The following is a 23,583-nucleotide window of genomic DNA, read 5'->3' on the forward strand; positions in this document are numbered from 1 at the left end:
TATGAGTGACCAGATTCAATCGCGCTCCCAAAGGCGTAAACAGCAGGAGCAGGCCCGAAAGACGGACCGCAAAGGCTCCAAAAAGCCCGGGGGCAAAAAGAAACAGCCGCTCTGGAAAACGATATTGAAAATTGCCGTCATCGTGGCGGTTGCCGGATTTGTATTCGGTGCCGGGCTGTTCACGTACTACGCGGCGACCGCGCCGGAACTGGACGAGGAGTCGCTGAAAGATCCGCTTTCGTCAGAGCTTTACGTAGAAGGCTCGGAGGAACCGCTCATTACACTGGGGCCTGAAAAGCGGGAACATGTGGAATACGAACAGATTCCGCAAATCATGGAAGATGCCATCCTGGCAACCGAGGACGTACGGTTCTATAAGCACCACGGGATGGACCTGTGGCGCCTCGGCGGCGCGGTGCTCGCCAACTTCCGGGACGGTTTCGGCGCACAGGGCGCCAGCACGATCTCCCAGCAGGTCGTGAAAAACTCGTTCCTCCAGAACGAGAAAACACTGAAACGGAAAGCCCAGGAAGCATGGCTCGCCTTCCAGCTTGAACGGAAATACGAAAAAGAAGAAATCTTCGAGATGTACTTCAACAAGGTACTCATGACTGATAACATCTACGGCTTCGGTACGGCGGCAGATCAGTTCTACGGAAAAGAGCCGGAAGAACTTGAACTGCACGAAGCTGCCCTTCTCGCAGGAATGCCGCAGAGCCCGAACCGCTACAACCCGTACCGCCATCCCGAGCGCGCAGAAAAGCGACGGAACGTCGTCCTCGGACTGATGGTCCAGCACGGCAAGATCTCCCAGGAACAGGCGGATGCGGCGAAAGCGGTGCCGGTTAGAGAAGGACTCATTCCGCCTGAGGAACAGAAACACCACGGCAACAACAAATATGCAGCATTTGTCGATATGGTCAGAGAAGAGCTTGAAGAACATGACCTTTCCACTGCAGACGGGCTAAAGATTTATACTACGCTCGACCCGGCCGCACAGGAGAAAGTCGAATCCACCATCTCAAGTGAGAACATTGAGGCCAAAACCGGCAAGAATCCTTTGGCCAGCGCAGCAGTTATTGACACAAAAACTGGCGCCATCAAGGCGATAGCAGGTCGGCCTGATTACAGAAGCGGCGACAAAAACCTTGCGTTGGTCGATGATCGTTCCGTCGGGTCAACGATCAAGCCGATCCTGGACTATGGCCCGGCCATTGAATATCTTGACTGGTCAACCGGCCAGACAGTAGATGACGAGCGCAGAACCTACAAAGGAAGCGACCAGGTCATCCGAAATGCGAACGGTCGCTACCTCGGAAAAATGACGATGCGCAAAGCACTCTACATGTCCCAGAACGTACCGGCAGTATCCACATTCGAAGAAGTCGGCCCGGAAAAAGCAGCCGACTTCGCAAAGAATGTCGGCATCAATATAGAAAACCCTAATTCTTCATCTGCATTGGGCGGCGGCGTCGGAGCCTCCCCGCTGCAGATGGCAAGCGCCTATGCGTCATTCGGCAACGGCGGGATGTATACCAAACCCTATACCATCAACAAGGTTGTCATGCGTGATGGCAAAACGGAACGCGACCTCCGTCCGAAACCGGCCAGTGCCATGAAGGATTCCACCGCATACATGATTACAGATGTTCTAAGAGAAGTGGTGAAGAATCCTCAGGGAACGGCATATAGACACGTAAGCTCTCATGGCCTGGATGTTGCGGGTAAAACGGGAACAACGAACTATGACACAAAAACATTTGAGGAACGCTTTAGCGGTGAAGATATGGCGGTTCCTGACAGCTGGTTTGTGGGATATACACCAGAATACTCCATAGCAGTGTGGACCGGCCATCAGGATTATTACACGCCGCTTACCGAATGGGAAGAACGTTGGTTCCCTCAGAGAGCCTTCTCTGAAATCCTCGGCGATCTCGCCCAGCGCGGCGAACATTCTTCGTTCAAGAAGCCAAAATCCGTCGTGGAAGCAACGATCGAGGTCGGCACGGATCCGCTCCGTCTCGCGAGCGACTGGACACCATCCGACCGGAAGAGCACGGAACTGTTTGTCCGCGGCACGGTCCCTGAGCGTGTTTCCAAGACATATGAACCGGAAGAAGAGGAAACAGAAACACTGCCGGCACCGACCGGACTGAGCGCGGACTATGACGAAGCACAGAATCTTGTCCGCCTCAGCTGGAACCACGAAGGCGGAGACGGTGTTGAGTTCGCTGTTTCCTACAGTGTCGACGGCGGCAGTGCACAGAACCTGACAACCACCTCCGAGATGGCCGCAGCGGCAACCGGCGTCGAACCGGGCAGGACGTACACGTTCTCGGTTGTGGCAAGATCCGGAGATGCCTCCAGCCCTCCTGCCTCGGTCTCCCTCCAGATCGGAGGGGCCCCAGAAGATGAGCAGCCGGAAGAACCTGCAGAAAATGAGCAGGAACCGGACGAGAACGAGCAGGAACCGGACGAAAACGAACAAGAGCCTGATGAAAATGAACAGGGCGACGGCGGCAACAACGGAAACCCCGGGAACCAAAACCCCGGCCAAGGACAGGGCAACGGATCCGGCAACCAGGGCAACCCGAACAACGGCCAGGGCGGCGGCCAAGGCAACCAAGGCGGTGGCCAGCAGCAGACCCCTGGCGGACCGGGCGGCCAGACTAGCCCCGGCGACGGATCCGGCGATCAGGGCGGAGACGGAACCGGAGAAGAAACCCAGAATCCTTGATAAACAGACGGCCATGCGTGAAATCGCATGGCCGTTTTTTAGTGCATCAACGTGGACGCGCCCCACTTTTCGTACGCGAACTTGGCTTTCCCCGGAGTACAGGGGCCTCACTTGGAATATGGCGACATGGCTTGGAGTAACAGTCCCTGATTCGGAGTAACGGCGACCTGCTTGGAGTAACAGTCCCTGATTTGGAGTAACGGCGACCTGCTTGGAGTAACAGTCCCTGATTTGGAGTAACGGCGACCTGCTTGGAGCAACGGCTCCCCATTTGGAGTATCGGCGACCCAATTGGAGTAAAGGAGCCTCTCATTCGGGATGCAAACTTTCACGCGCTGTTCGCGTATAACCAAAAACCCGGAACGCCCCCTCAATGGGGACAGCTCCGGGTTATCCTATTTATTCTGCTTCTTCTTCCTTGTTGTTCAGCTTCATGCGCTTTCGCCCTTCCCGGCACATGTTGAGGATCGGGCAGATGCCGCATTCGGGGCCCTTCGCTTTGCAGAAGTAGCGCCCGAAGAAAATCAGCTGGTGGTGGGTCTGCGACCATTCATCTTCCGGTGTCCAGCGCATCAGTTTCTGCTCCACTTCCATCGGGCTGTCTTTCCATCGGTTGAGGCCGAGACGCTTGGATACCCGCTCCACATGGGTGTCGACAGCAAATGCGGGAACGCCGTACGCGACGGAGACGACGACGTTCGCCGTCTTGCGGCCGACGCCGGGCAGTGTCGTGAGGGTGTCCCTGTCGTCGGGGACGATTCCACCGTATTTCTCAAGAAGGATTTCACTCATTGCCCGGATGTTCTTTGCTTTGTTGCGGAACAGGCCGATCGACCGGATGTCGTTCTGGAGTTCCTCGAGCGGGACAGCCAGATAATCTTCCGGGCGCTTATATTTCTGGAAGAGGTCCTTTGTCACCCTGTTGACCAGTGCGTCTGTACACTGGGCCGACAGCATCGTCGCGACCAGCAGCTCGAACGGATTGTCGTGGACGAGCTCACAGTGTGCGTCCGGGTAGATGTCGGCAATTTCTTCCCGGCAAACATTCCATTGGGCTTTCGTCAGCATGTCCTGGTCCTTTCTGAAACGGCCGGCTCCCGCCTGATGGGAGCCGGCCGTCCGGTTGTTGGTCTGCGGGTCAGTCGCGTTCTTCCAGCCAGTTGTAGAACGGGACTTTCCGTTTGGTTTCATTGCCGGATGCGTGCCGCGGCGGCTGGGACTGTCCGCGGAAATTCCGCGCTTCCCCTTCCGCCTCCTGGACGGTCCGGATATTTTTCTTTTTCCACTCGAAGAGGATCCGGTCGATATAGCGGAGGCTCACCTTCCGCGCAATCACCGCTTCACGGAGTGCCGCCTTGATCAGGTCAGCGGAATGGCCATCCTGATCAAACCACATCGAGATTGTCTCACATTCCATCGGGGAAAGCAGCCGGCCGAACTCCTGCTCGAACAGGGCGAAAATCTCCCCTTCTTCCGCCTGGCGGCTTTCTTCCTCCTTGCCGGAGCATCCGAGCACCTGCGCATCGACGAGGCGTGTCCAGAGCGGCTGGAGGCTGTAGTTTTCATTCAGCACGCCGTTTTCATCCATCGTCCGCTCGATCGTCAGGAATCCTGACTGCATCAGGCGCTGCAGGCCGTGGCCGATTTCCTCACCGGACAGCGACATCCTCGCAGAAATGTCCGACGGTCCGGGAAGGCCCTGGCCGTCTTCAGCAAACGACATCAGCTGCATGACGAGCATGGCATCGAGGTCGCGGATGCCGAGCTGCTTATAAGAGCTAAAAAAGAGCTGGGAAATGGAGACATTCCCCTGCTCAATCCAGATGCGGAGCCGATCCTGACTGTTCACCGAATCAACCTCCTTCATCTTCATCATGGGTAGAGCCTGTTCAGCAGACGCGGGAACGGAATCGCTTCGCGCACGTGTTCCGCGCCGGAAATCCATGCGACCGTCCGCTCAAGCCCGAGACCGAAGCCGGAGTGCGGCACGGAGCCCTGCTTGCGGAGTTCGAGATACCACGCGTAAGCTTCAGGGTCGAGCTGGTGCTCTTCGATCCGCTGCTTAAGGAGCTCATAGTCGTGGATCCGCTCGGAGCCGCCGACGATTTCGCCGTAGCCTTCTGGCGCGATCAGGTCCGCGCAGAGCACGACATCGTCCCGGTCAGGATGCGGCTGCATGTAGAACGGCTTGATCGCCGTCGGATAATTGACGATGAATACCGGCTTGTCATAGTGTTCGGCGATGGCCGTTTCGTGAGGAGCGCCGAAGTCGTCCCCCCACTGGATGTCGTCGAAGCCCTTCTCATGGAGGAATTCGATCGCTTCATCATAAGTGATGCGCGGGAACGGCGCCTGGACCTTCTCGAGTTTCGAAGTATCCCGGCCGAGCACGCCGAGTTCCAGCTTGCAGTTTTTCAGGACGGACTGGACAAGGTGTGCCACATACTGTTCCTGGACCTCGAGGCTTTCGTCGTGTTCAGTGAATGCCATTTCCGGCTCCATCATCCAGAACTCGATCAGGTGACGGCGGGTCTTGGACTTTTCCGCGCGGAATGTCGGGCCGAACGAGAACACCCTGCCCAGTGCCATCGCCGCTGCTTCAAGATGAAGCTGGCCGGACTGGGAGAGGAATGCGTCCTCTTCAAAATATTTGGTGTGGAACAGTTCCGACGTTCCTTCCGGTGCGGAACCGGTCAGGATCGGCGGATCGATTTTCACGAAGCCGCGGTCATTGAAGAATTCATACGTCGCTCGGATAATCTCGTTCCGGATCTTCATGATGGCATGCTGCTTCTTGGAACGGAGCCAGAAGTGGCGGTTGTCCATCAGGAATTCGGTGCCGTGTTCTTTTGGTGTGATCGGATAGTCTTCAGCCTCGCCGATCACTTCGATGCCGGAAACCTGGAGCTCGTAGCCGAATGCGGACCGCTCGTCCTCGACAACGGTGCCGGTCACATACATCGATGTTTCCTGGTTGATTGATTTCGCCGTGGCGAACAATTCTTCCGGAACATCCGCCTTGACGACGACGCCCTGCACGAAGCCGGAACCGTCGCGCAGCTGAAGGAAGGCGATCTTCCCGCTCGAGCGCTTGTTCGCGAGCCAGCAGCCGATGCGGACTGTTTCCCCTACATGCTTCGGCATTTCGTTGATCATGATTTTATCCATAAAGTAAACCTCCGATTTTCGTTCAGTCTTGCCAGCGGGCCTCGACAAATTCACGGATCCTCCGGACGGCTTCCTTGAACTGCGAGAGTTCGGTCGCGTAGCTGAGCCGGATCGTGCCCGGTGCCCCGAAGCCGCTTCCCGGAATCACCGCGACCTTTGCTTCTTCGAGGAGCGCGCGGGCAAAGGCATCCGTGTCTTCGAAGCCTGTCTTTCGAACCGCTTCCGACACGTCAGGAAGCAGATAGAACGCGCCTTGGGGCTTTAGCACCCTGAAGCCCGGGATGTCAGAAAGGAGCGGATATACGGCATCCAGGCGCTTTCCGAAGTCCTTCCGCATCGTCTCGACCGCATCCCATGGCCCGTTATACGCCTCGATTGCAGCGTACTGCGAAGTTGTGACCGGGTTCGACGTGGAATGGCTCGCGAGGTCCGTCATCGCCTTGATGACCGCCCCGTCGCCGCACGCATAACCGATCCTCCAGCCCGTCATCGAGTGGGATTTCGATACGCCGTTGATGACAATCGTGCGTTCTTTCGCATCATCGGAAAGCGTCGCGATGGAAACATGCTCGGCGTCGCCGTATATCAGCTTCTCATAGATCTCATCCGATATGATCCAGATGTCCGCTTCCCTGCAGACTTCCAGGATGTCACGCAGCTCATCCTCCGTATAGATCATGCCTGATGGGTTGCTCGGTGAGTTCAGGATAAACGCTTTTGTCTTGTCCGATACCGCTTCTTTCAATTGCTCTGCCGTGATCTTGAATCCGGATTCAACCGATCCGTCCACGTGTACAGGCACCCCTCCGGCGAGTTTCACCTGTTCGGGATAGCTGACCCAGTATGGGATCGGGATGATGACTTCATCGCCCGGATCCAGGATGACCTGGAAGAGCGTATAAAGAACGTGCTTCGCCCCGATGCCGACGAGCACTTCAGATGGCTTGTATGTAAGTCCGTGGTCCCCTGACATCTTCCGGATGATGGCATCCTTCAGCTCCGGAAGACCGCCTGCCGGCGTGTATTTCGTCTTGCCTTCCTTCATCGAAGCATAGGCGGCTTCGATGATGTGGTCCGGTGTATTGTAATCCGGCTCCCCGGCACCGAGTCCGATGACATCGATGCCCTCTTTTTTCATCTGCTTCGCCTTTGCCGTGATCGCGAGCGTCGAAGATGGTGTAAGCGTTTCTGTCCGTTTTGCAAGTCTGCGGTCCATGCCGGGAACCCCTTCCTATAAGTTCAATATTTTTTTTCGTGTGCTGCCATCCTTGAAACTCATTTGGACGTAATTCAGCTTGTCATCCGGGCCGGAAAAGGCCACTTCCCAGAACGGGCCGGATCCGTCTGTCCCGAGATGGACGTGAATCACGTCCGAGACGTTCATTTCCTTCCGGACAGCCGAGAGCGCCTCTTTGGGGCTGATGCCATCCGAAAGGAGAACGCCGCGGATATCGCCTTTTTTCCCGTCCGGAACAAATACAGCCTTCGGGCGGCCCTCCTTGTCCTTGCCGAGCACCGTGATCGACGGCTCGGCCCCGTTCACAGGGTAGGACCTGGTGATCTCGGCAAGATGGCCTTCTTCGATGGCACGCACTTCAGCCCTCTTTTCCGCATCGCTGATCGGCTTCTGGGCCTGATAAAAGACGACGACTCCGATAAGCGTAAAAAGGGCAAGCGTAAAGATGACGGTAAACCTGATCCAGTTTTTCATGACGCGGTCACGTCCTGTAGATCGTGAAAACAGCTGTTTCCTGATCATCCGGGTCAAGCGCAAGGCCGAACATCAGGTCGTCTTTCTTCAATGTCCGGTTGAGCGCGTCGACAATTTTATAGAGGTCCGGCTGATACTTCACTTTCACCGTGTTCACAATTTCAATTCTGCTCTCCATATTAGACCTGCCTTCTGTCTTCATACTTCGTCATTATACCAACTTTCCAATTCAAGCACCATATCACCGAGGCCGACTTTCTCGACCGGTACCGGCGGCAATGCCCGGATAAAGTCCTTGCCGTATGATTTCTTCTCGATCCGGCGGTCCAGCACAATATAGGCGCCCCGGTCGGATGTCGAACGGATCAGCCGGCCGAACCCCTGCCGGAACTTGATGATGGCCTCCGGCAGCGAAAGCTCCTGGAACGGGTTTTTGCCTGAGGCGGCGACTTTTGCCGCCCGGGCCTTGAACAGGGGGTTCTCCGGGGAACTGAACGGCAGCCGCACGACGATGACGGCAGCCAGTGCATCACCCGGAGCGTCAACGCCCTCCCAGAAGCTGTCCGTGCCGAACAGGACGGAATGGCTGAACCGCTGGAAGGACTTCAGGAGTCTCATCCGGCTTCCGGGCGTGATTCCCTGGGCAATCAGCATGTATTCCGCGAGGAGCTCGCTGTCCACGATCAGCTCGTACGTTTTTCTGAGCATATCATGGGAGGTAAAGAGCACGAAGCACCTCCCGCCTGTCGCGATCACTGCCTGCACGACCGCATCCGCGACAGATTCGATATACTCCTGCTGCGGTACGTTCAGGATGTCCGGCATATCACTTACGATGAACATTTTCGCCCCGCGGTAAAATTCCGGCGGAGCCGTAAACTTTCGGATGCCGACCGTACCGGGCAGTCCGATCTGATCGGCGATGAACCGCTCCCGACCCGGAAGAGAAAGTGTCCCTGAAGTCCAGATCACGCCAAACCGCCCATCCGGGTTCACCGATTTCCGGATCATGCCGGAAACATCCGCCGGCTGCCGTACGATTTTCAGGCTGCCGGGTATGCTTCTCATATCCGCTTCGATCCAGGCAGCCGCATCTTCAAGTCCGGCCGGGCCGAACAGTTCCATCCAGCCGGCCGCCTGCAGGCGAATTTCCCGGATCCAGTGCTGCCACTCCGATAGGAACCTTGCTTCTTCAGGCTGGTGCCCCCCGGCTGCAAGTAGAGGTGACGTAAGTTCCGTCACTTTGTCCAGGTAGGCATACAGCCGGTCTCCCGCCTCCCTGCAGAGGGGGACGAGCGGTTCGAGGTCAGCAAGTGCATAAGTCCGCTTTTGTTCGTGCGGACGGTCTTCGGCCAATGTCTGGATGAGCAGCTGGATGCCCTCGAACGCTGCATCGAATGCATCCATTGCGCGATCATACATGTCTCCTGCCCGGATGGCTTCCCGCTCGCCGGGCACGCCGGTTTTCCGGGCCAGCGACACAAACCGGTCCTGAAGCAACCCTTCTCCGGACCTGCCCATCTGGCCGAGCGTATACTTGAAATCCGTGTAGGAGAACAGCGTCTCCGCATGTGACCGCGCTGCCGTGATGAACTGGTGGGCTTCATCGATGACCATGCCCGAGAGACGCGGAAACGGTGTGTGGCTGCGATCCTGCGCGGATAGAAGCATGGCATGATTGGTGATGATCAGATCCGCGTTCCGCGCCAGATCCAGCGAACGGAGATAGAAGTCGATTTTCTTGAGTTCCCCTTCCCGGACGGCCGCCCGGTATTTGCGGATCTTGTCAAGGAACAGACCGCCCCCGCCGGATACATTGAGCTCCTCCAAGTCCCCGGTCTCGGTGCCTGCCAGCCAGACCACCACCTGCAAGATGGCAAGCGTCTCGTCATAGGACTCATCCGTTGCCGCAAGGATGCGCGAAAACCGCTCGAGATCGATATAGTGCCCGACCCCCTTGAGAAGCGCTGTACGCAGAGGCACACCGACGGCCCGCTCCGCTTTTTCCATGTCCCGTCCGATGATCTGTTCGGTCAGGTGGTTGGTGTAGGTGCTGATCACAGCCGGCTTTCCTTCCCTGAGTGCATGCACCGCAGCAGGGAGCAGATAGGCGAATGTCTTTCCGATACCGGTCGCCGCCTCTGCCGCAAGCTCGGACTTTGACTCAAGGGCGCTGTACACTGCATCCATCATCGCGGACTGTGCCGGGCGCTCTTCATATTGCTCAAAAGCATTCCGGAACAAGGATTCCTTCTTTTCAGGATTGCCGGGATAGGCGATCCGTGCGGAAATGCGTTCTTTTTGGGGGACCGGCTCTTTCATCGCGATGCCTTTCCAGACGAGGTAGCCCCCTTCCGCCGCGGCATGCCTGCGTTTTTGCTTAAGTGCGCCGTAGAACAGGGAGCTCAGGTCCGACTTGAGCCGGAATGAACGTTTATGGAGGATGGACAGCGTCGGCTCGGGCAGGCGGTCGGTCTCTTCCTGGAGCCGGATCAGCAGTTCAGCCGTAGCCTTGGCATCCTCGATGGCACGATGGGCGTTTTCCAGGCCAATGCCGAATTCCGCGGCAATATCCTGGAGCTTGAAGCTTGCTGCAGATGGGCGGATGATTTTCGCGAGTTCCACGGTATCGACTGTTTCCCCGCTCCATTTCGGAAGTCCCGCGCGCCTGAATTCATGCTGAAGGAACGGCAGGTCGAACGAAACATTATGCGCGACGAACACGCATCCTTCCAGCCACTCCCTGATTTCGGCCGCGCGGTCCTCGAACATCGGGGCGTCCGCAACATCCTTGTCCCGGATGCCGGTCAGGCTGCTGATGAAGGCAGGGATCTTCCGTCCGGGATTCAGGAAAGTGGAGTATGTTTTGGTCACGGACCCGTTTTCCACGATTGCCATCCCGATTTCGATCATCCTGTCGCCGCTCTTCGGTGAATGTCCGGTCGTCTCAAGATCCACGACCGCATATCGTTTTCCATCCATCTTTATCATCTCGCTGTCCGTCGGTGTCTTACGGAAATTGTACCACATCCCCGGGCTTTGAATCGCCCGGCCGGCTGCCAAAAGTATGATCGGCCGTCAGTCAAACAACAGAACTCCCGAAGCACCATGTTCGGGAGTCCGCATTTCAATAAACCGTCGCTTCCGGCTCGTGGCCGGTGACAGCGTCGATCCGGTTGTTTTCGCCCATCAGGACAATGTTCGGAGTGTGCCGGGCAGCTTCACCCGCATCGACATGGACATAGCTCAAGATGATGACGATATCGCCGGGCTGGACAAGACGGGCGGCGGCTCCGTTGACACAGATGACCCCGCTTCCCCGCCTGCCCTCGATGATATAGGTTTCAAAACGTGCGCCGTTGTTGTTGTTCACGATCTGTACCTTTTCGTTGGGCAGCATCCCGGCCGCATCCAGGATGTCGCGGTCGATCGTAATGCTGCCGACATAGTTCAGGTTGGCTTCGGTGACTGTGGCACGGTGGATTTTGCCGTTCAGCATGATTCTCATCATGAAGTCTTCCCCTCCAGCGGAACCAGAATGTTGTCGATCAGGCGCGCACCGGAGAAGCGGACCGCGGCGGCAATGATCGCTTCCCCTGACTCCGCAGAAAGCGGCCGCAGCGACGGATAATCGAGGATTTCCGCATAATCGGCCTCCGCATCAGGAATGCGTCCGAGGCTGTTGCGGACCATGCCGAGCACGAGTTCCGGATCGCCCGACTCCCGCAGCATCCTGGCGCCATCTTTTAGTGCTGCATAAATGGCCGGGGCTTCCTTGCGTTCTTCCGGAGTCAGACGGACGTTCCGTGAGCTTTTTGCCAGGCCGTCCTCTTCCCGGACAGTCGCCACGCGGCGGATTTCCAGCGGAAAGTTATAGTTCCTGACGAATGTTTCGATGATGGCCAGCTGCTGGGCATCCTTTTGCCCAAAGTAGGCCCGCTCCGGCCGTGTCAGGTGGAACAGCTTCGTGAGGACCTTCAGAACGCCATCAAAGTGCCCCGGCCGGCTTGCGCCGCATAATACGTCTGCCTGTCTGCCGGGCAGTATCCTGATGTCGCTTTCTTCCGGATACATCTCTTCCGGCGACGGGTGAAACAGGATGTCGACTCCCGCTTTTTCCGCAAGCGCCGCATCCCGCTCGAGATCCCTCGGGTAGCTCTCGAAATCCTCCCCCGGGCCGAACTGAGCCGGGTTCACGAAAATGCTCATGATCACGACATCATTTTCTTTACCTGCTTCCCGGACAAGCGCCAGATGTCCGTCATGGAGATAGCCCATCGTCGGGACGAAACCGATGCTTTTCCCTTCCGCTGCCAGAATTCGTGACGTTTTAGCCATGTCCGCAACCTTTTCAATGCGTTTCAATCGGATCGCCTCCATACAGTTTGCCTGCCTCTTCCTCTTTCATCGAGAAGCGGTGGGCATCCGTTGGGAACGAGCCGTCCCTGACCGCTTCCGCATATGCTGCGATGCCTGCGCGGATCGGCGTGCCGGCATCAGCGAACTGGCGGACGAATTTTGGCACGTGATGGCTGCCGTATGCGATCAGATCATGGAAGACAAGTACCTGGCCGTCTGTTTCCGCTCCGGCTCCGATCCCGATCACGGGGATGGACAGTTCTTCGGTGATCCGGCCGGCCAGCTGGTGGGGAATGCATTCCAGGACGAGCATGCAGGCACCGGCCTCCTGCACTTCCTTTGCCTCCCGGAGCAGCCGGAGCGCGTGTTCCGCCGTCTTGCCCTGTACCTTGTACCCTCCTGTCACACCTGCAGACTGCGGCAGGAGACCGAGGTGCGCAACGACCGGCATCCCCGCCGATACGAGTCTCCGGATGGCGTCCGTCACAATCCCGGCACCCTCCAGCTTCAGGGCGTCCGCCCCGGTTTCACGGAACACGCGGACTGCCGCTTCAAGCGTCCGGTCCAGGCTCCCGTGATAGGTGCCGAACGGCATGTCCACAACTGTGAATGCCTGGCCTGCCCCCCGCCGGACCGCCTTGCCGTGATGGATCATGTCCTCCATTGTCACCGGCACGGTCGAATCGTAGCCGAGCACGACCATCCCGAGTGAATCACCTACAAGAAGCACATCGATTCCGTTTTCAGCGGCTATTTTCGCCGTCGGATAGTCGTACGCCGTCATCATTACAATCTTTTCGCCGTTCTGTTTTTTCTTCATCAGGTCTGCAGTGGTTGTCACCGTTCTTCTCCTTTCCTGGAGAAAACCAAAAGCCCTTCAGCCAAAAAATGGCAGAAGGGCTGAGCATTCATTCCGGTCTTCTCCGTCCCTGTCTTTTTTGGATCAAGGCGGACCAAGTCTTTAGGCGATCCGTCCCGTCGCGGGATGGATTCGCTATTCCGGCCAATCAGCTTGTTTCAGGTGCAGTTCAGTTACGATACCGCCCTTCTCCGCCTCCAATATAGCAGAAAGCGATTTCAGGGCGCAAGGGTTATTCTGCGGGCACGATGTCCGCGGAATAAATGCCGCGGACGGTTCCGTCGTCCGTCCGGATCTCCAAAACGCCTTCTTCGGTAATGCCGATGGCAGTACCTGTCACCGTCTCCCGCATCATGACCGCGTTCACTTTCCGGCCGATGGTGTCGGAGTTTTCTTCCCACAGCGCCTTGATGGGAGCGAATCCTTCTTCAAGATACAGACTCGAGTAGCGGCCGATGTTCCGCAGCACCGAAGCGGCAAGAGCCGCGCGGTCCACAGTCTGGCCCGATTCAATCCGGAGCGAGGTCGCGATATCGGCCAGCTCTTCCGGAAAATCTCCGGGTTCCTGGTTTACATTGATGCCGGTGCCGATGATGATCGCCTGAACACGGTCGGGGTCCGCCTGCAGTTCCGTCAGGATCCCTGTCACCTTGCAGCCGCCGACCAGCAGGTCGTTCGGCCACTTGATGCGCGCTTCGACATCCGCTGTCTCTCGGATCGCCCGGCAGATGGCCACGGCCGTGATCAGGGTGAACTGCGGCGCGCGGTGCGGCGGAATGTCCGGCTTGAGGATTACGCTCATCCAGATGCCCTTTCCGGCGGCTGACGACCACGGCCGGGCAAGCCGCCCCCTGCCTTCCGTCTGCTCCTCCGCGACGATCACCGTCCCGTTTGGCGCGCCGTTTTGGGCTTCCCTGTGGGCGATCGGCATCGTGGAGCCTACGGATTCAAAATGGATGATCTCGCTGACGAACGGATCATCATTCAGATACTTCCGGATCAGCGCGGGTGACAGCCGGTCGGGTGAAGCTTCGAGCACATACCCCTTTTTCCGGATGGACCGGACCGTGTAGCCGTCCTCCTCCAGTTCCCTTACCCACTTCCAGACGGCCGTACGGGAAACGCCCGCCTCATCGGCCAACATCTGTCCGGAGACCGGCTCTCCGCCGGACTCCATGAGCCGCCTGAGCAGGCTCTCTTTATCCTTCACTTTCGATTCCATCTAAAAACCATCCTTTTATGTCTTCCCGGGTGTTTTCCAGGTGCCTGCTGACGACCGCTTCCTCGATGTTGGCCAGCCACTCTTTTACCCATGGCCCGCCTTTCCTGCCGGACCAGGCGATCAGGTCATTACCGGTGATGGCAAGATCTCTCAGGGAAGAGATCGGGAGTGTGTTTTTCAGCAAACTGATCTGATCCGGACTGTCGGGATTTCCAATCTTTCCCGTCAAATGGGCGAACCGTGCGCCTGCCATCAGCGCGGGCTCAGGCAGCCGGTAAGCATCCATCGGGCTGTACGGCCGTTCCGAGCGGATCCGGCAGGAAGTGAGAATGTCCCTGACAGACCGCTTCTCGGCGTTCGACAGCTTGTATGGATTCCCGTCCCTCGCCCCTGCAAGGTGGTAGAGCAGTGCCCACCCCTCCACCGGCTGTACAGGCTTGCCGAATTTCTGCCAGAAGCCAAGATTCTCGCCTGAAAATGCAAGATTCATGAGCGGAAGGCGTTCCGCAAGCCCCGATTCCCCCATGAGTTGTGCCGCCGTGCCTGCCCGGCCGCTTGTCCAGATCTTGTCCATTTCCATCTTGATCCGCTCAACAGAGACATGTGAGATGCTCCCGGCATGCCTGGCGATCGCCGCCCCGGTCCCGGGTTCGATCTTGAATCCCGTCTTTGCGGCAAACCGGACGGCACGCAGCATCCTGAGCGCATCTTCCCCGAACCGCTCGTCCGGATCACCCACTGCACGGATGATGCCCAGCGCGATGTCCTTCTCCCCGCCGAACGGGTCATAGAGGGAGCCGTCCCCTCGGATCGCGATGGCATTCATCGTAAAGTCCCGGCGGCGCAGATCTTCCTTAAGTGAAGTCACATATTCCACATGATCGGGCCTGCGGTGGTCGGTATAGGTCCCTTCCGTCCGGTAGGTCGTCACCTCGACCGGCGGAGACGGATCAAGGACCATCACCGTTCCGTGTGCGATGCCGACATCGGCCGTTTTCGGGAAGATTGCCTTGACCTCTTCCGGCAGTGCCGCCGTCGCGACATCCACGTCATGAGCCGGCAGGCCCATCAGGCGGTCCCGGACCGCGCCCCCGACAATCACCGCCTCATGGCCGGCTTCCCTCAGGCGCCCGACAACTTCAAACGCAGACTGCCAGTGCTTGTCCGTCAAAACCCGTTCCGCTCCAGCAGCTCGTAGTAGGCCGACTCGTATTCACGGACGATCCGCTCCGAGCCGAACCGTTCCCGGACCGATCGGATGGCGTCATGTGAGAAACTTGAGGCCAGATCGGAATCCCTAAGAATGCGGATTGCCGCCTCCGCGTATCCCTCGATGTCCCCGAGCGGGCGGATAAAGCCGTTTTTCCCGTCTTCGATCACTTCGGGTATCCCGCCGATATCCGAGCCGATGCACGGCACGCCGCAAGCCATCGCTTCGATCAGGACGAGTCCGAACGCTTCTTTTTCGGAAAGCAGCATGTTCAGGTCGCTGATCGAGAACAGGTCCGGCAGATCGTCACGCTTTCCGAGAAACAGCACTTCTGTCCCGAGCCCTTCTTCCGAAACAAGCGCATGGATCGTCTCGACCTCCGGGCCATCGCCGACCAGGAGAAGCTTTGAGGGCACTTCCCTGTTAATGATGGCAAAGCTCCTGACGACATCCTCGATGCGCTTGACCTTACGGAAATTGGATACATGGATGACAATCTTGTCCGTCTCGGCGATGCCGAGCCCCGCCTTCATGTGGTGCGCATTGACGGGACGATAGCTCCGTTCGTCAATAAAGTTGTAGATGGTCCGGATCTCGTTCGCCGGCCGGATCAGTTCATACGTCTCTTCCTTGAGAGAATCCGAGACAGCGGTTGTCATATCGGATTTGTTGATCCCATATTTGACCGTACCGGAAAGTGTCCGGTCATGGCCGAGAATGGTTACGTCCGTCCCGTGGAGCGTCGTGATGATCGGGATGGGCACACCCGCCATATCACGCCCCAGCGCAGAGCAGATGGCGTGGGGGACAGCATAGTGGGCGTGCAGGATATCGAGTTCTTCCTCTACGATGACTTCCGATATCTTATTGGCAAGTGCGATGTCGTAAGGGGTAAATTTAAAGACCGCATACTGGCTGACTTCAACTTCATGCACCGTGATGTTGGGCTGGTCCATGTAAAGGCGGAACGGACGGCCCGACGTGATGAAATGGACGTCATGGCCCCGCTCCGCAAGAAGGATGCCGAGTTCGGTTGCGACAACACCTGAGCCGCCGAGCGATGGATAGCAGGTAATGCCGATCCTGAGCTTTCTCATGCCTGGCCACCGCCTTCCGGATTTTTGTTGAGCCGCCAGTCGAGATGATCCTCCGACAGTCCGCGGAGCAGGACCTCTGCCGTGCCCATGTTCGTGGCAAGCGGCACCTTGTACACATCCGACAGGCGCAGGAGCGCCGAAACGTCCGGCTCATGGGGCTGTGCTGTGAGCGGATCGCGGAAGAAGATGATCAGGTCGAGGCGGTTTTCCGCCACCATCGCCCCGATCTGCTGGTCACCCCCGAGCGGTCCTGACTTGAACCGGTGGACATCGAGCCCTGTCGCCTCCGCAACCAGTTTGCCCGTCGTTCCTGTAGCGTACAAAGCGTGTTCCTTGAAGATGGGCAGGTAGGCGATGACGAATTGGATCAGGTCATCTTTCTTCCTGTCGTGAGCGATCAGTGCAATATTCATCCGAACCCCTCCTGTTACCCGATAATCTTGTCTAATCCGTCTATGAGACAGTCCCTGTTCATAACGTCTTTCACCGCAAGCACCATGCCGGACATGTAGGACTGCCTGCTGAATGAATCATGCCTGAGCGTGAGCAGCTGTCCTTCCCCGCCGAAGAGGACTTCCTGATGGGAAAGCAGGCCCGGCAGCCTGACACTGTGGACCGGAATTCCGGAGACATCCGTTCCCCGGCCATCCCCTGTTCCTTCAGTGCTGCCGGTACCGGCCGATTCCGCCATCATCCTTGCGGTCAGCGACGCAGTCCCTGACGGATAATCTTTCTTGCCGTCATGGTGGAGCTCGATGATCTCCGCATCCGGCATGTACTTCACTGCCATGGAGGCAAACTTCATGAGAAGGGCGGCACCGATCGAGAAGTTGGGGGCCAGGATGCATCCGATGCCATGCTCCCCGGACAGTTCGGAAAGTTTCCCGATCTGCTCCTCTGTCAGCCCGCTCGTCCCGACCACCGGGCGTATTCCGTTCATGATGGCATCCCGCGTATTCGGATAGACCGACTCATGGTTGGTCAGTTCTATCAGCACATCCGGCTTCGCCTCTTCCGCGAGCGTCAGCATGTCCGTATAAATCGGGACGGCACCTGCCAGCGTGTCCGCCTTTTCCGCCATCTTCCTGTCCAGGACACCGACCAGCAAAAATTCCCGCCCGGTGATCATCGTCTCGACTGCGAGCGCACCCATGCGCCCGCGGGGGCCTGCTACTGCCACACGGATCATCGTCATTCCTCCCCGATTTTGGTCCACCGTCCGCTATCACGGCGGTTGAACTTCTCCATAACCCCGGCCAGTGCCCGGTCAAGGTCGATCCCGTTTGCATTGGCGAAGCAGACGAGGACGAAGAACAGGTCGCCCGTCTCCTCCTCGAGGGATTTCTCCGCCTCACCGGTTTTTTTCTTTTTCGTGCCGTATACATGCTGCACTTCCCTCGACAGTTCCCCCAGCTCTTCCGTCAGCCTGGCGAGCATCTCCATCGGCGGGAAATACCCCTCCTTAAACTGGGATATGTAACGGTCCACTTCATGTTGCATGTCCTTCATGGTACGAGATTTATTCATTCATCCATCACTCCTTCGTCAATCGTATATAAACCCCTGCTCTATTGTCAAAACTAATTGAATCAAGGATACTTGACGTGGGGTATAGACTTGTTCGGAGGGGTGATGCATTTGTTCCGGGGGATTAAAATCAAAAACCTGATCATGATTTTGCTGGGCGCGGCCATCTTCAGTTTCGGCCTTGTCCATTTCAATATCCAGCATGAGCTTGCGGAAGGCGGATTTACCGGCCTGACGCTGATCCTGCTGTTCGTCTTCAATATGGACCCGGCGATCATGAACCTGGTTCTGAACGTGCCGATGTTCTTTATCGGATGGAAGCTGCTCGGCCGGAAAACGTTCATTTATACCGTCGTCGGGACAGTCGCGGTGTCCGTTTTCCTCCGCATCTTCACGACATACCAGTATGACATTAACATGGAGAACGACCTTCTCCTCGTCTCCCTGTTTGCCGGGGTCTTTATCGGCATCGGGCTCGGGATCATCTTCCGGTTCGGCGGAACGACCGGAGGCGTCGACATCATCGCCCGTCTGGCGAACAAGTACTATGGATGGAGCATGGGCCGCACGATGTTCATCTTTGATGCCGGGGTCATCCTTCTGTCCTGGGCAACCTATCTGACGATGCCGAAAATGATGTACACGCTGGTGGCGGTCTATGTGGGTGCCCGGGTCATCGACTTTGTCCAGGAAGGGGCGTACTCGGGACGCGGAGCCTGGATCATCTCCGAATGGCAGGACGAGATCGCGGATAAGATCACGCAGGAAATGGACCGGGGCGTGACTGTCATGAAGGGCCGCGGCCACTACACCAAGCAGGAGCGCGAAGTGCTGTACTGCGTGGTCGGCAAAAACGAGATTGTCAGGCTCAAAAACATCATCAACAGTGTGGACCCGTCAGCATTTGTCTCCGTGACCGACGTACATGATGTCATGGGTGAAGGCTTTACATTGGATGAGGAAAAAAAGCCGCTTGACTGAGCACAAATCATTCACATACAACAACACCCCGGCATTCCGAGATGGAATGCCGGGGTGTTGTTCATGCAATTATTCGCGGTTCTGGAAAATCAGGACCAGTCGCAGGAGCTCGAGGACAGCGACTGCGGCTGCGGCCACATAAGTGAGTGCGGCTGCACTGAGCACCTTTTTGGCATGGGGCTCCTCTTCGTTCCGGATGATGCCCAGCTCGACGATCTGGTTCATCGCACGGCTCGAGGCGTTGAACTCAACCGGCAGCGTCACAAGCTGGAACAGGACACCGACCGCCATGAGCACGATGCCGATTCCGAGCAGATTGTTCATGCTGGAGAAGAACAGGCCGGCCATGATGAAGATCCACGAGGCGTTCGATGTGATGTTCGCGACCGGAGCCAGCCGGTGGCGGAAGCGGAGGAACGCATAGTCCTGCGCATCCTGGATGGCATGCCCGACTTCGTGGGCTGCAACTGCCGTTCCCGCAACGGACGCATTGTGGTAATTGTCCGAAGAAAGGGCAACCGTCTTGGTCAGCGGGTTGTAATGGTCGGACAGGACGCCCTGTGTCTCAACGACTTTGACGTTGTCAAGGCCGTTGCGGTCAAGAATCATCCGTGCCACTTCCGCACCGGTCATACCGGATGTGGAACGGACACGGGCATACTTGTTGTACGTGTTTTTGACTTTGAACTGCGAATAGAGGGGCAGTGCAATGATGATGATCAGGTAGATCAGGAACATTCGTCTTCCTCCCTTTTGTCTCTCTCTTTATTTTACCGGCTGTGGAGCTTCTGCGGCAACTGATACGTTTCGGCGGTGCCAGGCATATATTGCAAGCGCTATGCAGGCAATCGACAGCCAGAACGTGAAGTAGCCGATGATCCGGATATGCTCCATGATCCGGCCGTAGATCGGCATCTGTCCGAACACATAGTCGATCACGTCATTGTGCAGTGTCCATACCGCAGCAACGGCGATGTGCCAGATGCCGAACGTATACTTCGGAAGGTAAAGGACCGCCTGCACCGCCATCAGGAAGTGGGAAGCGACGAGCATCCAGCCCGTGGCCCCGATCGTTCCGACTTCCACGAGTGTCCAGATGTTCATGACGACTGCCCACAGGCCGTATTTGACGAGTGTGACCAGGGCAAGCGCCTCGATCAGCTTCCAGTGCCTGCCCCAGATCCAGGCAGCGACCGAAAGCGTGAAGAACAGGCTGGCTGTCGGGCTGTCCGGCACAAATAGAAGGAAGACCGGTTCAGTAATCCGCAGCTGCGACTCGTACCAGATATAGCCGTAGATCGTCCCGCCAAGATTGATGAAGAAAAGCAGGATCAGAAAGCGCCGGTCTTCCAGGACCGCTCGGATGTATGGGATCACAGATTGCATGACAAACCTCCGGGTAAGAAAAAAGAGCCAGTCACCTGGCTCTTTCTTCCGGAATTATTGTTGGGTAACAGTCGAGAGGAACTCGGCAAGCTGCTGAAGCTCTTCCTCACTGCCCGAGAATGCGTCAGCCGGCATGGTCTGCTGGCCGTCCTTGACGACGCCGTTGACGGCGATGTCCGCAATCTCTTCAGCTGTGTGGCCTGTACCCGTGAGCGGCACCCCTGCAGGCGTACCTTCGAAGTTCTCGCCGTGGCAGGTGACACACGATTGGCCCATGTAGATTTCATAGCCCGGATCGGATGTGTCGAACTCTGCTTCTTCGACGATTTCACCTTGAGCTTTTGCAGCATCCCAGTCGTGGTTGACGACGGATTCCCATGTCAGGTAAATCATCGCAAACAGTGTGAGAAGCATGAAAGCGGTAGGCAGCGGACGCTTGAACGGACGGCGCTCTTTGGACGTGTCCATGAATGGAACGAGCAGGAGCGCGCCGATTGCGAGGCCCGGCATGATGATGGCACCGATTACGTTGTACGGGCCGGAAGCAAACTCATATTTCAGGAGCTGGTACATCTGAAGGAAGTACCAGTCAGGCAGCGGGATGTACCCGGTGTCTGTTGGGTCGGCCTGCCGCTCGAGCGGCGACGGGTGCGCGACCGTAAGGATCAGGAATCCGACAAGGAAGATGGCGCCAATGATCCATTCCTTCAGAAGGAAGTTCGGCCAGAACGCCTCCGTCTTGCCTGGATACTCTGAATAATCTTTAGGGATCCGGTTCTTCTCGTAAGAACGGATACGGGAATCCCCGACAAATTTCATCCCTTTACCGCGATGCATAGTGTCCCCTCCTCTATAAGGATCTTAGTGTCCGCCAGTCTTACAACGGACCGGAAATACCTTGTCTCCGGATCATGATGAAGTGCGCTGCGAGCAGTCCGAGAAGGGCAGCCGGCAGGAAGAAGACATGAATCGCGAAGAAGCGTGTCAGTGTCTGCGCACCAAGGATCGTGGCGTCCCCGGCAAGGAGGATCTTGATCCATTCCCCGATGAACGGTACGGATGCGGCAATCTCGATGCCGACCTTCGTCGCGAACAGGGCCTTCATGTCCCAAGGAAGAAGGTAGCCTGTGAAGCCGAGGCCGAGCATGACGATGAAGATCATGACCCCGACCATCCAGTTCAGCTCACGCGGCTTCTTGTAGGAGCCTGTGAAGAATACCCGAAGAGTATGGAGGAACATCATGACAATGACAAGAGAGGCTCCCCAGTGGTGCATACCGCGCACAATTTCACCGAATGCCACTTCGTTCTGAAGATAGTAAACGGATTTCCATGCATTTTCGATGTCCGGCGTATAGTACATGGTGAGGAACATCCCGGACAGGATCTGGATGACCGTGACGAAGAATGTCAGGCCCCCGAAACAATAGATGAATGCAGAAAAGTGATGCGCAGGGTTTACGTGCTCAGGTACTTCATGGTCGGCGATATCGCGCCAGATCGGCGTGATGTCCAACCGCTCGTCCACCCAATCGTAGATCTTGTTCAGCACGGTTGTCTTACCCCCTAACTAGATTAAATCAACGTATTCGGTTTTGTGGCCCCAAGATAGAGCAGGTCATCTTCGACTTTTACATCAAATTCGTCCAGCGGCCCGATCGGCGGTGTACCCGCAACGTTCTGGCCGTTCTTCTCGTAGCGGCCCGCGTGGCATGGGCAGAAGAACTGATTCGGGTGTGCCGAATCCCCCGCCCAGTTGACGGTGCAGCCGAGGTGCTTACAAACAGGCGAAAGCGCTATGACTTTATCGCCATCCTTGTACACCCATGCGGTACCGGTCACTTCGGACTCGTACCAGCCGTCAACCTGATCGTACGTGAAGTCGACGCGGACAGGCTCTTCTGTCAGCTCGCTCACCTTTTGGCTTGTCGGGATGAAATCTCCCGCAGCCCCGCCTTCGAGGACAGGGTCCACTGCGAAACGGATCATTGGCATGAGCATTCCGGAAGCCATGAATCCGCCGACGCCCATCAGTGTGTAGTTCAGGAATTGGCGCCGTGAAACTCGAGTATTGCTCATCATGTTCCCCCCTCTTACTAAAGGTTCAGTCCATCGGACAAACTTTTACTGAATAGCTTAGCTAGGACATATCTATGATATCCCAATCAAATTCGAAATTCAACAAAGCATTTGGCGGTACATGGAGATTGTGAACTTTTTTTGTCGACTTTATTCGGTTGTCCACTTGGCTGTCAGAACAGGGATGATCTGGCGCACCTGATCTTCAAGTACGGACTGCTTTAATTTCTTGTCCATGCTTTCAATCGGGATCGAAGGAATCCAGATGGCATCCGCAATGATGCCTTCCCTGGACCAGGACGGATCGGTCGTCAGGTAGAAGACATGCTTGAATGGCATGTCCGAGACCGAGTCGGCCCACTCCGATGCGAGACGGCTTTTGTCATTGCCGTCTGTGTAGCTGAATGGCGGGAACAGGACGACACGCCCCTTGAACTGCCGCTCGATGAATGCGCACAGATTCAAGAGAAATTCCGCCGAAGAGGCACTTTGCTTCATCGCGCCTCCACTGCCGATATGGACAAGTGGAATCAGGGCGGTGTCGATATATTCCTGCTGCTGCATATAAAGATCCAGGTCATTCGCTGTCCAGTTCATACGAAAAACTCCTCCTAAAAGCTTCCATTCAAACAATCCTGCCTTTTCACTTTACCACAAGCAAAAGAAAAAGACTTCATCCGGACGGATGAAGTCACTTGGAGCCGATCTCCTTGATCGATTGGAGCGTCTTGGAGAGGGCGAAAAATTTATCTTTGTCGTTTTGGTCGAGAGCTTCGTCGATCTGGCGGAGAAGCTGCTCCTCACGAAAGGCGAGGACGCTTTCCTCGAGAAGCTGTTCAGCTTCACGTCGGTCCTTATCACTGATCTTGATGTATTCCGGTACATACGGATTGTCCTCCAGCACGGCCGCATATTCCGGGCACGCATGCCGATTTGGGAAGTTGAGCTGAAGGTACATGTTCTCTTCCGGATGGAGCCTCAGGTCATGGAACGACTTTTCGGCGTCCGCAGTCATCAGATTCCCTTTGTAAAAGCGGAATGGGATGCCGTCCGAGTCAGTTGTGGACATGACCATCGCCCTTGGACAGTAGTGCGCCTCATCGACGAAACGCACATGATTCAGCAGCTGATCGTGGCTCAGGAGATAATTCAGGATCCAAACGCACTCCCGCCGTTTCAAATGGTAGGTTTTCAGAAACCACCTGACAAACTCCTTTTTCTCGGCGACCGGGACTGACGCTGTCACA

Annotated in this window: 25 protein-coding genes; 2 read left to right on the forward strand and 23 right to left on the reverse strand. The window is 56.8% G+C overall.

Annotated features, from left to right (window positions below; genetic code table 11):
• The first annotated feature begins 1 nt into the window (after position 1).
• Positions 2–2,737 carry a PBP1A family penicillin-binding protein gene (locus tag C772_RS01930; protein WP_008296948.1) on the forward strand — a complete coding sequence of 912 codons (2,736 nt, stop codon included), beginning with the start codon at positions 2–4 and terminating at the stop codon, positions 2,735–2,737.
• 399 nt (positions 2,738–3,136) lie between these two features.
• Here the strand turns inward: C772_RS01930 and nth are convergent, their stop codons facing one another.
• From nth to C772_RS02005, 16 genes are all read right to left on the reverse strand, one after another.
• On the reverse strand, positions 3,137–3,805 hold the full coding sequence (nth, locus tag C772_RS01935) for an endonuclease III (protein WP_008296949.1): 669 nt from the start codon (positions 3,803–3,805) through the stop codon (positions 3,137–3,139).
• Positions 3,806–3,875: 70 nt separating this feature from the next.
• A complete protein-coding gene (locus C772_RS01940) occupies positions 3,876–4,586 on the reverse strand; it encodes a DnaD domain-containing protein (RefSeq protein WP_008296950.1) in 711 nt (236 codons plus the stop codon).
• Between the two features lie 23 nt (positions 4,587–4,609).
• Positions 4,610–5,905: an asparagine--tRNA ligase gene (gene asnS, locus C772_RS01945; RefSeq protein WP_008296951.1), complete on the reverse strand. Its 1,296-nt coding sequence runs from the start codon at positions 5,903–5,905 to the stop codon at positions 4,610–4,612.
• 22 nt (positions 5,906–5,927) lie between these two features.
• Positions 5,928–7,121, reverse strand: coding sequence for a pyridoxal phosphate-dependent aminotransferase (locus tag C772_RS01950; protein ID WP_008296952.1), 1,194 nt, complete (start codon positions 7,119–7,121; stop codon positions 5,928–5,930).
• A 15-nt stretch (positions 7,122–7,136) separates the two neighbouring features.
• Positions 7,137–7,616: a cell wall elongation regulator TseB-like domain-containing protein gene (locus tag C772_RS01955; protein ID WP_008296953.1), complete on the reverse strand. Its 480-nt coding sequence runs from the start codon at positions 7,614–7,616 to the stop codon at positions 7,137–7,139.
• A gap of 7 nt (positions 7,617–7,623) precedes the next feature.
• Entirely contained in the window at positions 7,624–7,794 is a 171-nt protein-coding gene (locus tag C772_RS16270) for a YpmA family protein (protein WP_008296954.1), read from the reverse strand.
• 20 nt (positions 7,795–7,814) lie between these two features.
• Entirely contained in the window at positions 7,815–10,598 is a 2,784-nt protein-coding gene (dinG, locus tag C772_RS01960; RefSeq protein ID WP_008296956.1) for an ATP-dependent DNA helicase DinG, read from the reverse strand.
• A gap of 145 nt (positions 10,599–10,743) precedes the next feature.
• A complete protein-coding gene (gene panD / locus C772_RS01965) occupies positions 10,744–11,127 on the reverse strand; it encodes an aspartate 1-decarboxylase (protein WP_008296957.1) in 384 nt (127 codons plus the stop codon).
• Positions 11,124–11,981 carry a pantoate--beta-alanine ligase gene (gene panC, locus C772_RS01970; protein ID WP_008296958.1) on the reverse strand — a complete coding sequence of 286 codons (858 nt, stop codon included), beginning with the start codon at positions 11,979–11,981 and terminating at the stop codon, positions 11,124–11,126. Before panC ends, panD begins: the two co-directional genes overlap by 4 nt.
• On the reverse strand, positions 11,968–12,816 hold the full coding sequence (gene panB, locus C772_RS01975; protein ID WP_008296960.1) for a 3-methyl-2-oxobutanoate hydroxymethyltransferase: 849 nt from the start codon (positions 12,814–12,816) through the stop codon (positions 11,968–11,970). The genes panC and panB overlap by 14 nt, the downstream gene beginning before the upstream one ends.
• Before the next feature lie 250 nt (positions 12,817–13,066).
• Complete coding sequence (locus C772_RS01980) at positions 13,067–14,056, reverse strand: biotin--[acetyl-CoA-carboxylase] ligase (protein ID WP_008296962.1); 990 nt, start codon at positions 14,054–14,056, stop codon at positions 13,067–13,069.
• Positions 14,034–15,227 (reverse strand): CCA tRNA nucleotidyltransferase, encoded by a 1,194-nt coding sequence (locus tag C772_RS01985; protein WP_008296963.1) that lies wholly within the window; start codon positions 15,225–15,227, stop codon positions 14,034–14,036. The genes C772_RS01980 and C772_RS01985 overlap by 23 nt, the downstream gene beginning before the upstream one ends.
• Complete coding sequence (bshA, locus tag C772_RS01990) at positions 15,224–16,363, reverse strand: N-acetyl-alpha-D-glucosaminyl L-malate synthase BshA (RefSeq protein ID WP_008296964.1); 1,140 nt, start codon at positions 16,361–16,363, stop codon at positions 15,224–15,226. Before bshA ends, C772_RS01985 begins: the two co-directional genes overlap by 4 nt.
• Positions 16,360–16,776, reverse strand: a complete 417-nt coding sequence (gene mgsA, locus C772_RS01995) for a methylglyoxal synthase (RefSeq protein ID WP_008296965.1) — start codon at positions 16,774–16,776, stop codon at positions 16,360–16,362. The genes bshA and mgsA overlap by 4 nt, the downstream gene beginning before the upstream one ends.
• A 14-nt stretch (positions 16,777–16,790) precedes the next feature.
• A complete protein-coding gene (gene dapB / locus C772_RS02000) occupies positions 16,791–17,558 on the reverse strand; it encodes a 4-hydroxy-tetrahydrodipicolinate reductase (RefSeq protein WP_035001215.1) in 768 nt (255 codons plus the stop codon).
• Positions 17,555–17,890 (reverse strand): nucleotide pyrophosphohydrolase, encoded by a 336-nt coding sequence (locus C772_RS02005; RefSeq protein ID WP_008296968.1) that lies wholly within the window; start codon positions 17,888–17,890, stop codon positions 17,555–17,557. Before C772_RS02005 ends, dapB begins: the two co-directional genes overlap by 4 nt.
• 105 nt (positions 17,891–17,995) lie before the next feature.
• Here C772_RS02005 and C772_RS02010 point away from each other — a divergent pair, with 105 nt between their 5' ends.
• Positions 17,996–18,871 (forward strand): YitT family protein, encoded by an 876-nt coding sequence (locus C772_RS02010; protein WP_200858832.1) that lies wholly within the window; start codon positions 17,996–17,998, stop codon positions 18,869–18,871.
• Between the two features lie 69 nt (positions 18,872–18,940).
• Here C772_RS02010 and C772_RS02015 read toward each other — a convergent pair whose 3' ends face one another.
• The 7 genes from C772_RS02015 to C772_RS02045 all read right to left on the reverse strand — a co-directional run bounded on the left by C772_RS02015 (position 18,941) and on the right by C772_RS02045 (position 23,582).
• Complete coding sequence (locus tag C772_RS02015) at positions 18,941–19,609, reverse strand: zinc metallopeptidase (RefSeq protein WP_008296970.1); 669 nt, start codon at positions 19,607–19,609, stop codon at positions 18,941–18,943.
• Between the two features lie 27 nt (positions 19,610–19,636).
• A complete protein-coding gene (gene lhaT / locus C772_RS02020; RefSeq protein WP_008296971.1) occupies positions 19,637–20,257 on the reverse strand; it encodes a lipoprotein heptaprenylglyceryl N-acetyltransferase LhaT in 621 nt (206 codons plus the stop codon).
• Positions 20,258–20,311: 54 nt separating this feature from the next.
• Positions 20,312–21,094 (reverse strand): menaquinol-cytochrome c reductase cytochrome b/c subunit, encoded by a 783-nt coding sequence (locus tag C772_RS02025; protein WP_008296972.1) that lies wholly within the window; start codon positions 21,092–21,094, stop codon positions 20,312–20,314.
• 40 nt (positions 21,095–21,134) lie between these two features.
• Entirely contained in the window at positions 21,135–21,809 is a 675-nt protein-coding gene (gene qcrB, locus C772_RS02030; RefSeq protein ID WP_008296973.1) for a menaquinol-cytochrome c reductase cytochrome b subunit, read from the reverse strand.
• 23 nt (positions 21,810–21,832) lie between these two features.
• Positions 21,833–22,336 carry a QcrA and Rieske domain-containing protein gene (locus C772_RS02035; RefSeq protein WP_008296975.1) on the reverse strand — a complete coding sequence of 168 codons (504 nt, stop codon included), beginning with the start codon at positions 22,334–22,336 and terminating at the stop codon, positions 21,833–21,835.
• A 150-nt stretch (positions 22,337–22,486) separates the two neighbouring features.
• A complete protein-coding gene (locus C772_RS02040; RefSeq protein ID WP_008296976.1) occupies positions 22,487–22,933 on the reverse strand; it encodes a YpiF family protein in 447 nt (148 codons plus the stop codon).
• A gap of 94 nt (positions 22,934–23,027) precedes the next feature.
• Entirely contained in the window at positions 23,028–23,582 is a 555-nt protein-coding gene (locus tag C772_RS02045) for a ReoY family proteolytic degradation factor (protein WP_008296977.1), read from the reverse strand.
• Position 23,583: the final 1 nt, after the last annotated feature.

Origin of the sequence: Bhargavaea cecembensis DSE10 (assembly GCF_000348905.1) — a bacterium.
GTDB lineage: Bacteria > Bacillota > Bacilli > Bacillales_A > Planococcaceae > Bhargavaea > Bhargavaea cecembensis.

Excerpts from the sequence above, each read along its gene's own strand:
- C772_RS01930 (WP_008296948.1), top strand. The coding sequence starts at position 2 with ATGAGTGACCAGATTCAATCGCGCTCCCAAAGGCGTAAACAGCAGGAG.
- nth (WP_008296949.1), bottom strand. The coding sequence starts at position 3,805 with ATGCTGACGAAAGCCCAATGGAATGTTTGCCGGGAAGAAATTGCCGAC.
- asnS (WP_008296951.1), bottom strand. The coding sequence starts at position 5,905 with ATGGATAAAATCATGATCAACGAAATGCCGAAGCATGTAGGGGAAACA.
- C772_RS01950 (WP_008296952.1), bottom strand. The coding sequence starts at position 7,121 with ATGGACCGCAGACTTGCAAAACGGACAGAAACGCTTACACCATCTTCG.
- C772_RS01955 (WP_008296953.1), bottom strand. The coding sequence starts at position 7,616 with ATGAAAAACTGGATCAGGTTTACCGTCATCTTTACGCTTGCCCTTTTT.
- C772_RS16270 (WP_008296954.1), bottom strand. The coding sequence starts at position 7,794 with ATGGAGAGCAGAATTGAAATTGTGAACACGGTGAAAGTGAAGTATCAG.
- dinG (WP_008296956.1), bottom strand. The coding sequence starts at position 10,598 with ATGGATGGAAAACGATATGCGGTCGTGGATCTTGAGACGACCGGACAT.
- panD (WP_008296957.1), bottom strand. The coding sequence starts at position 11,127 with ATGATGAGAATCATGCTGAACGGCAAAATCCACCGTGCCACAGTCACC.
- C772_RS01980 (WP_008296962.1), bottom strand. The coding sequence starts at position 14,056 with ATGGAATCGAAAGTGAAGGATAAAGAGAGCCTGCTCAGGCGGCTCATG.
- bshA (WP_008296964.1), bottom strand. The coding sequence starts at position 16,363 with ATGAGAAAGCTCAGGATCGGCATTACCTGCTATCCATCGCTCGGCGGC.
- mgsA (WP_008296965.1), bottom strand. The coding sequence starts at position 16,776 with ATGAATATTGCACTGATCGCTCACGACAGGAAGAAAGATGACCTGATC.
- dapB (WP_035001215.1), bottom strand. The coding sequence starts at position 17,558 with ATGACGATGATCCGTGTGGCAGTAGCAGGCCCCCGCGGGCGCATGGGT.
- C772_RS02005 (WP_008296968.1), bottom strand. The coding sequence starts at position 17,890 with ATGAATAAATCTCGTACCATGAAGGACATGCAACATGAAGTGGACCGT.
- C772_RS02010 (WP_200858832.1), top strand. The coding sequence starts at position 17,996 with ATGCATTTGTTCCGGGGGATTAAAATCAAAAACCTGATCATGATTTTG.
- C772_RS02015 (WP_008296970.1), bottom strand. The coding sequence starts at position 19,609 with ATGTTCCTGATCTACCTGATCATCATCATTGCACTGCCCCTCTATTCG.
- lhaT (WP_008296971.1), bottom strand. The coding sequence starts at position 20,257 with ATGCAATCTGTGATCCCATACATCCGAGCGGTCCTGGAAGACCGGCGC.
- C772_RS02025 (WP_008296972.1), bottom strand. The coding sequence starts at position 21,094 with ATGCATCGCGGTAAAGGGATGAAATTTGTCGGGGATTCCCGTATCCGT.
- C772_RS02035 (WP_008296975.1), bottom strand. The coding sequence starts at position 22,336 with ATGAGCAATACTCGAGTTTCACGGCGCCAATTCCTGAACTACACACTG.
- C772_RS02040 (WP_008296976.1), bottom strand. The coding sequence starts at position 22,933 with ATGAACTGGACAGCGAATGACCTGGATCTTTATATGCAGCAGCAGGAA.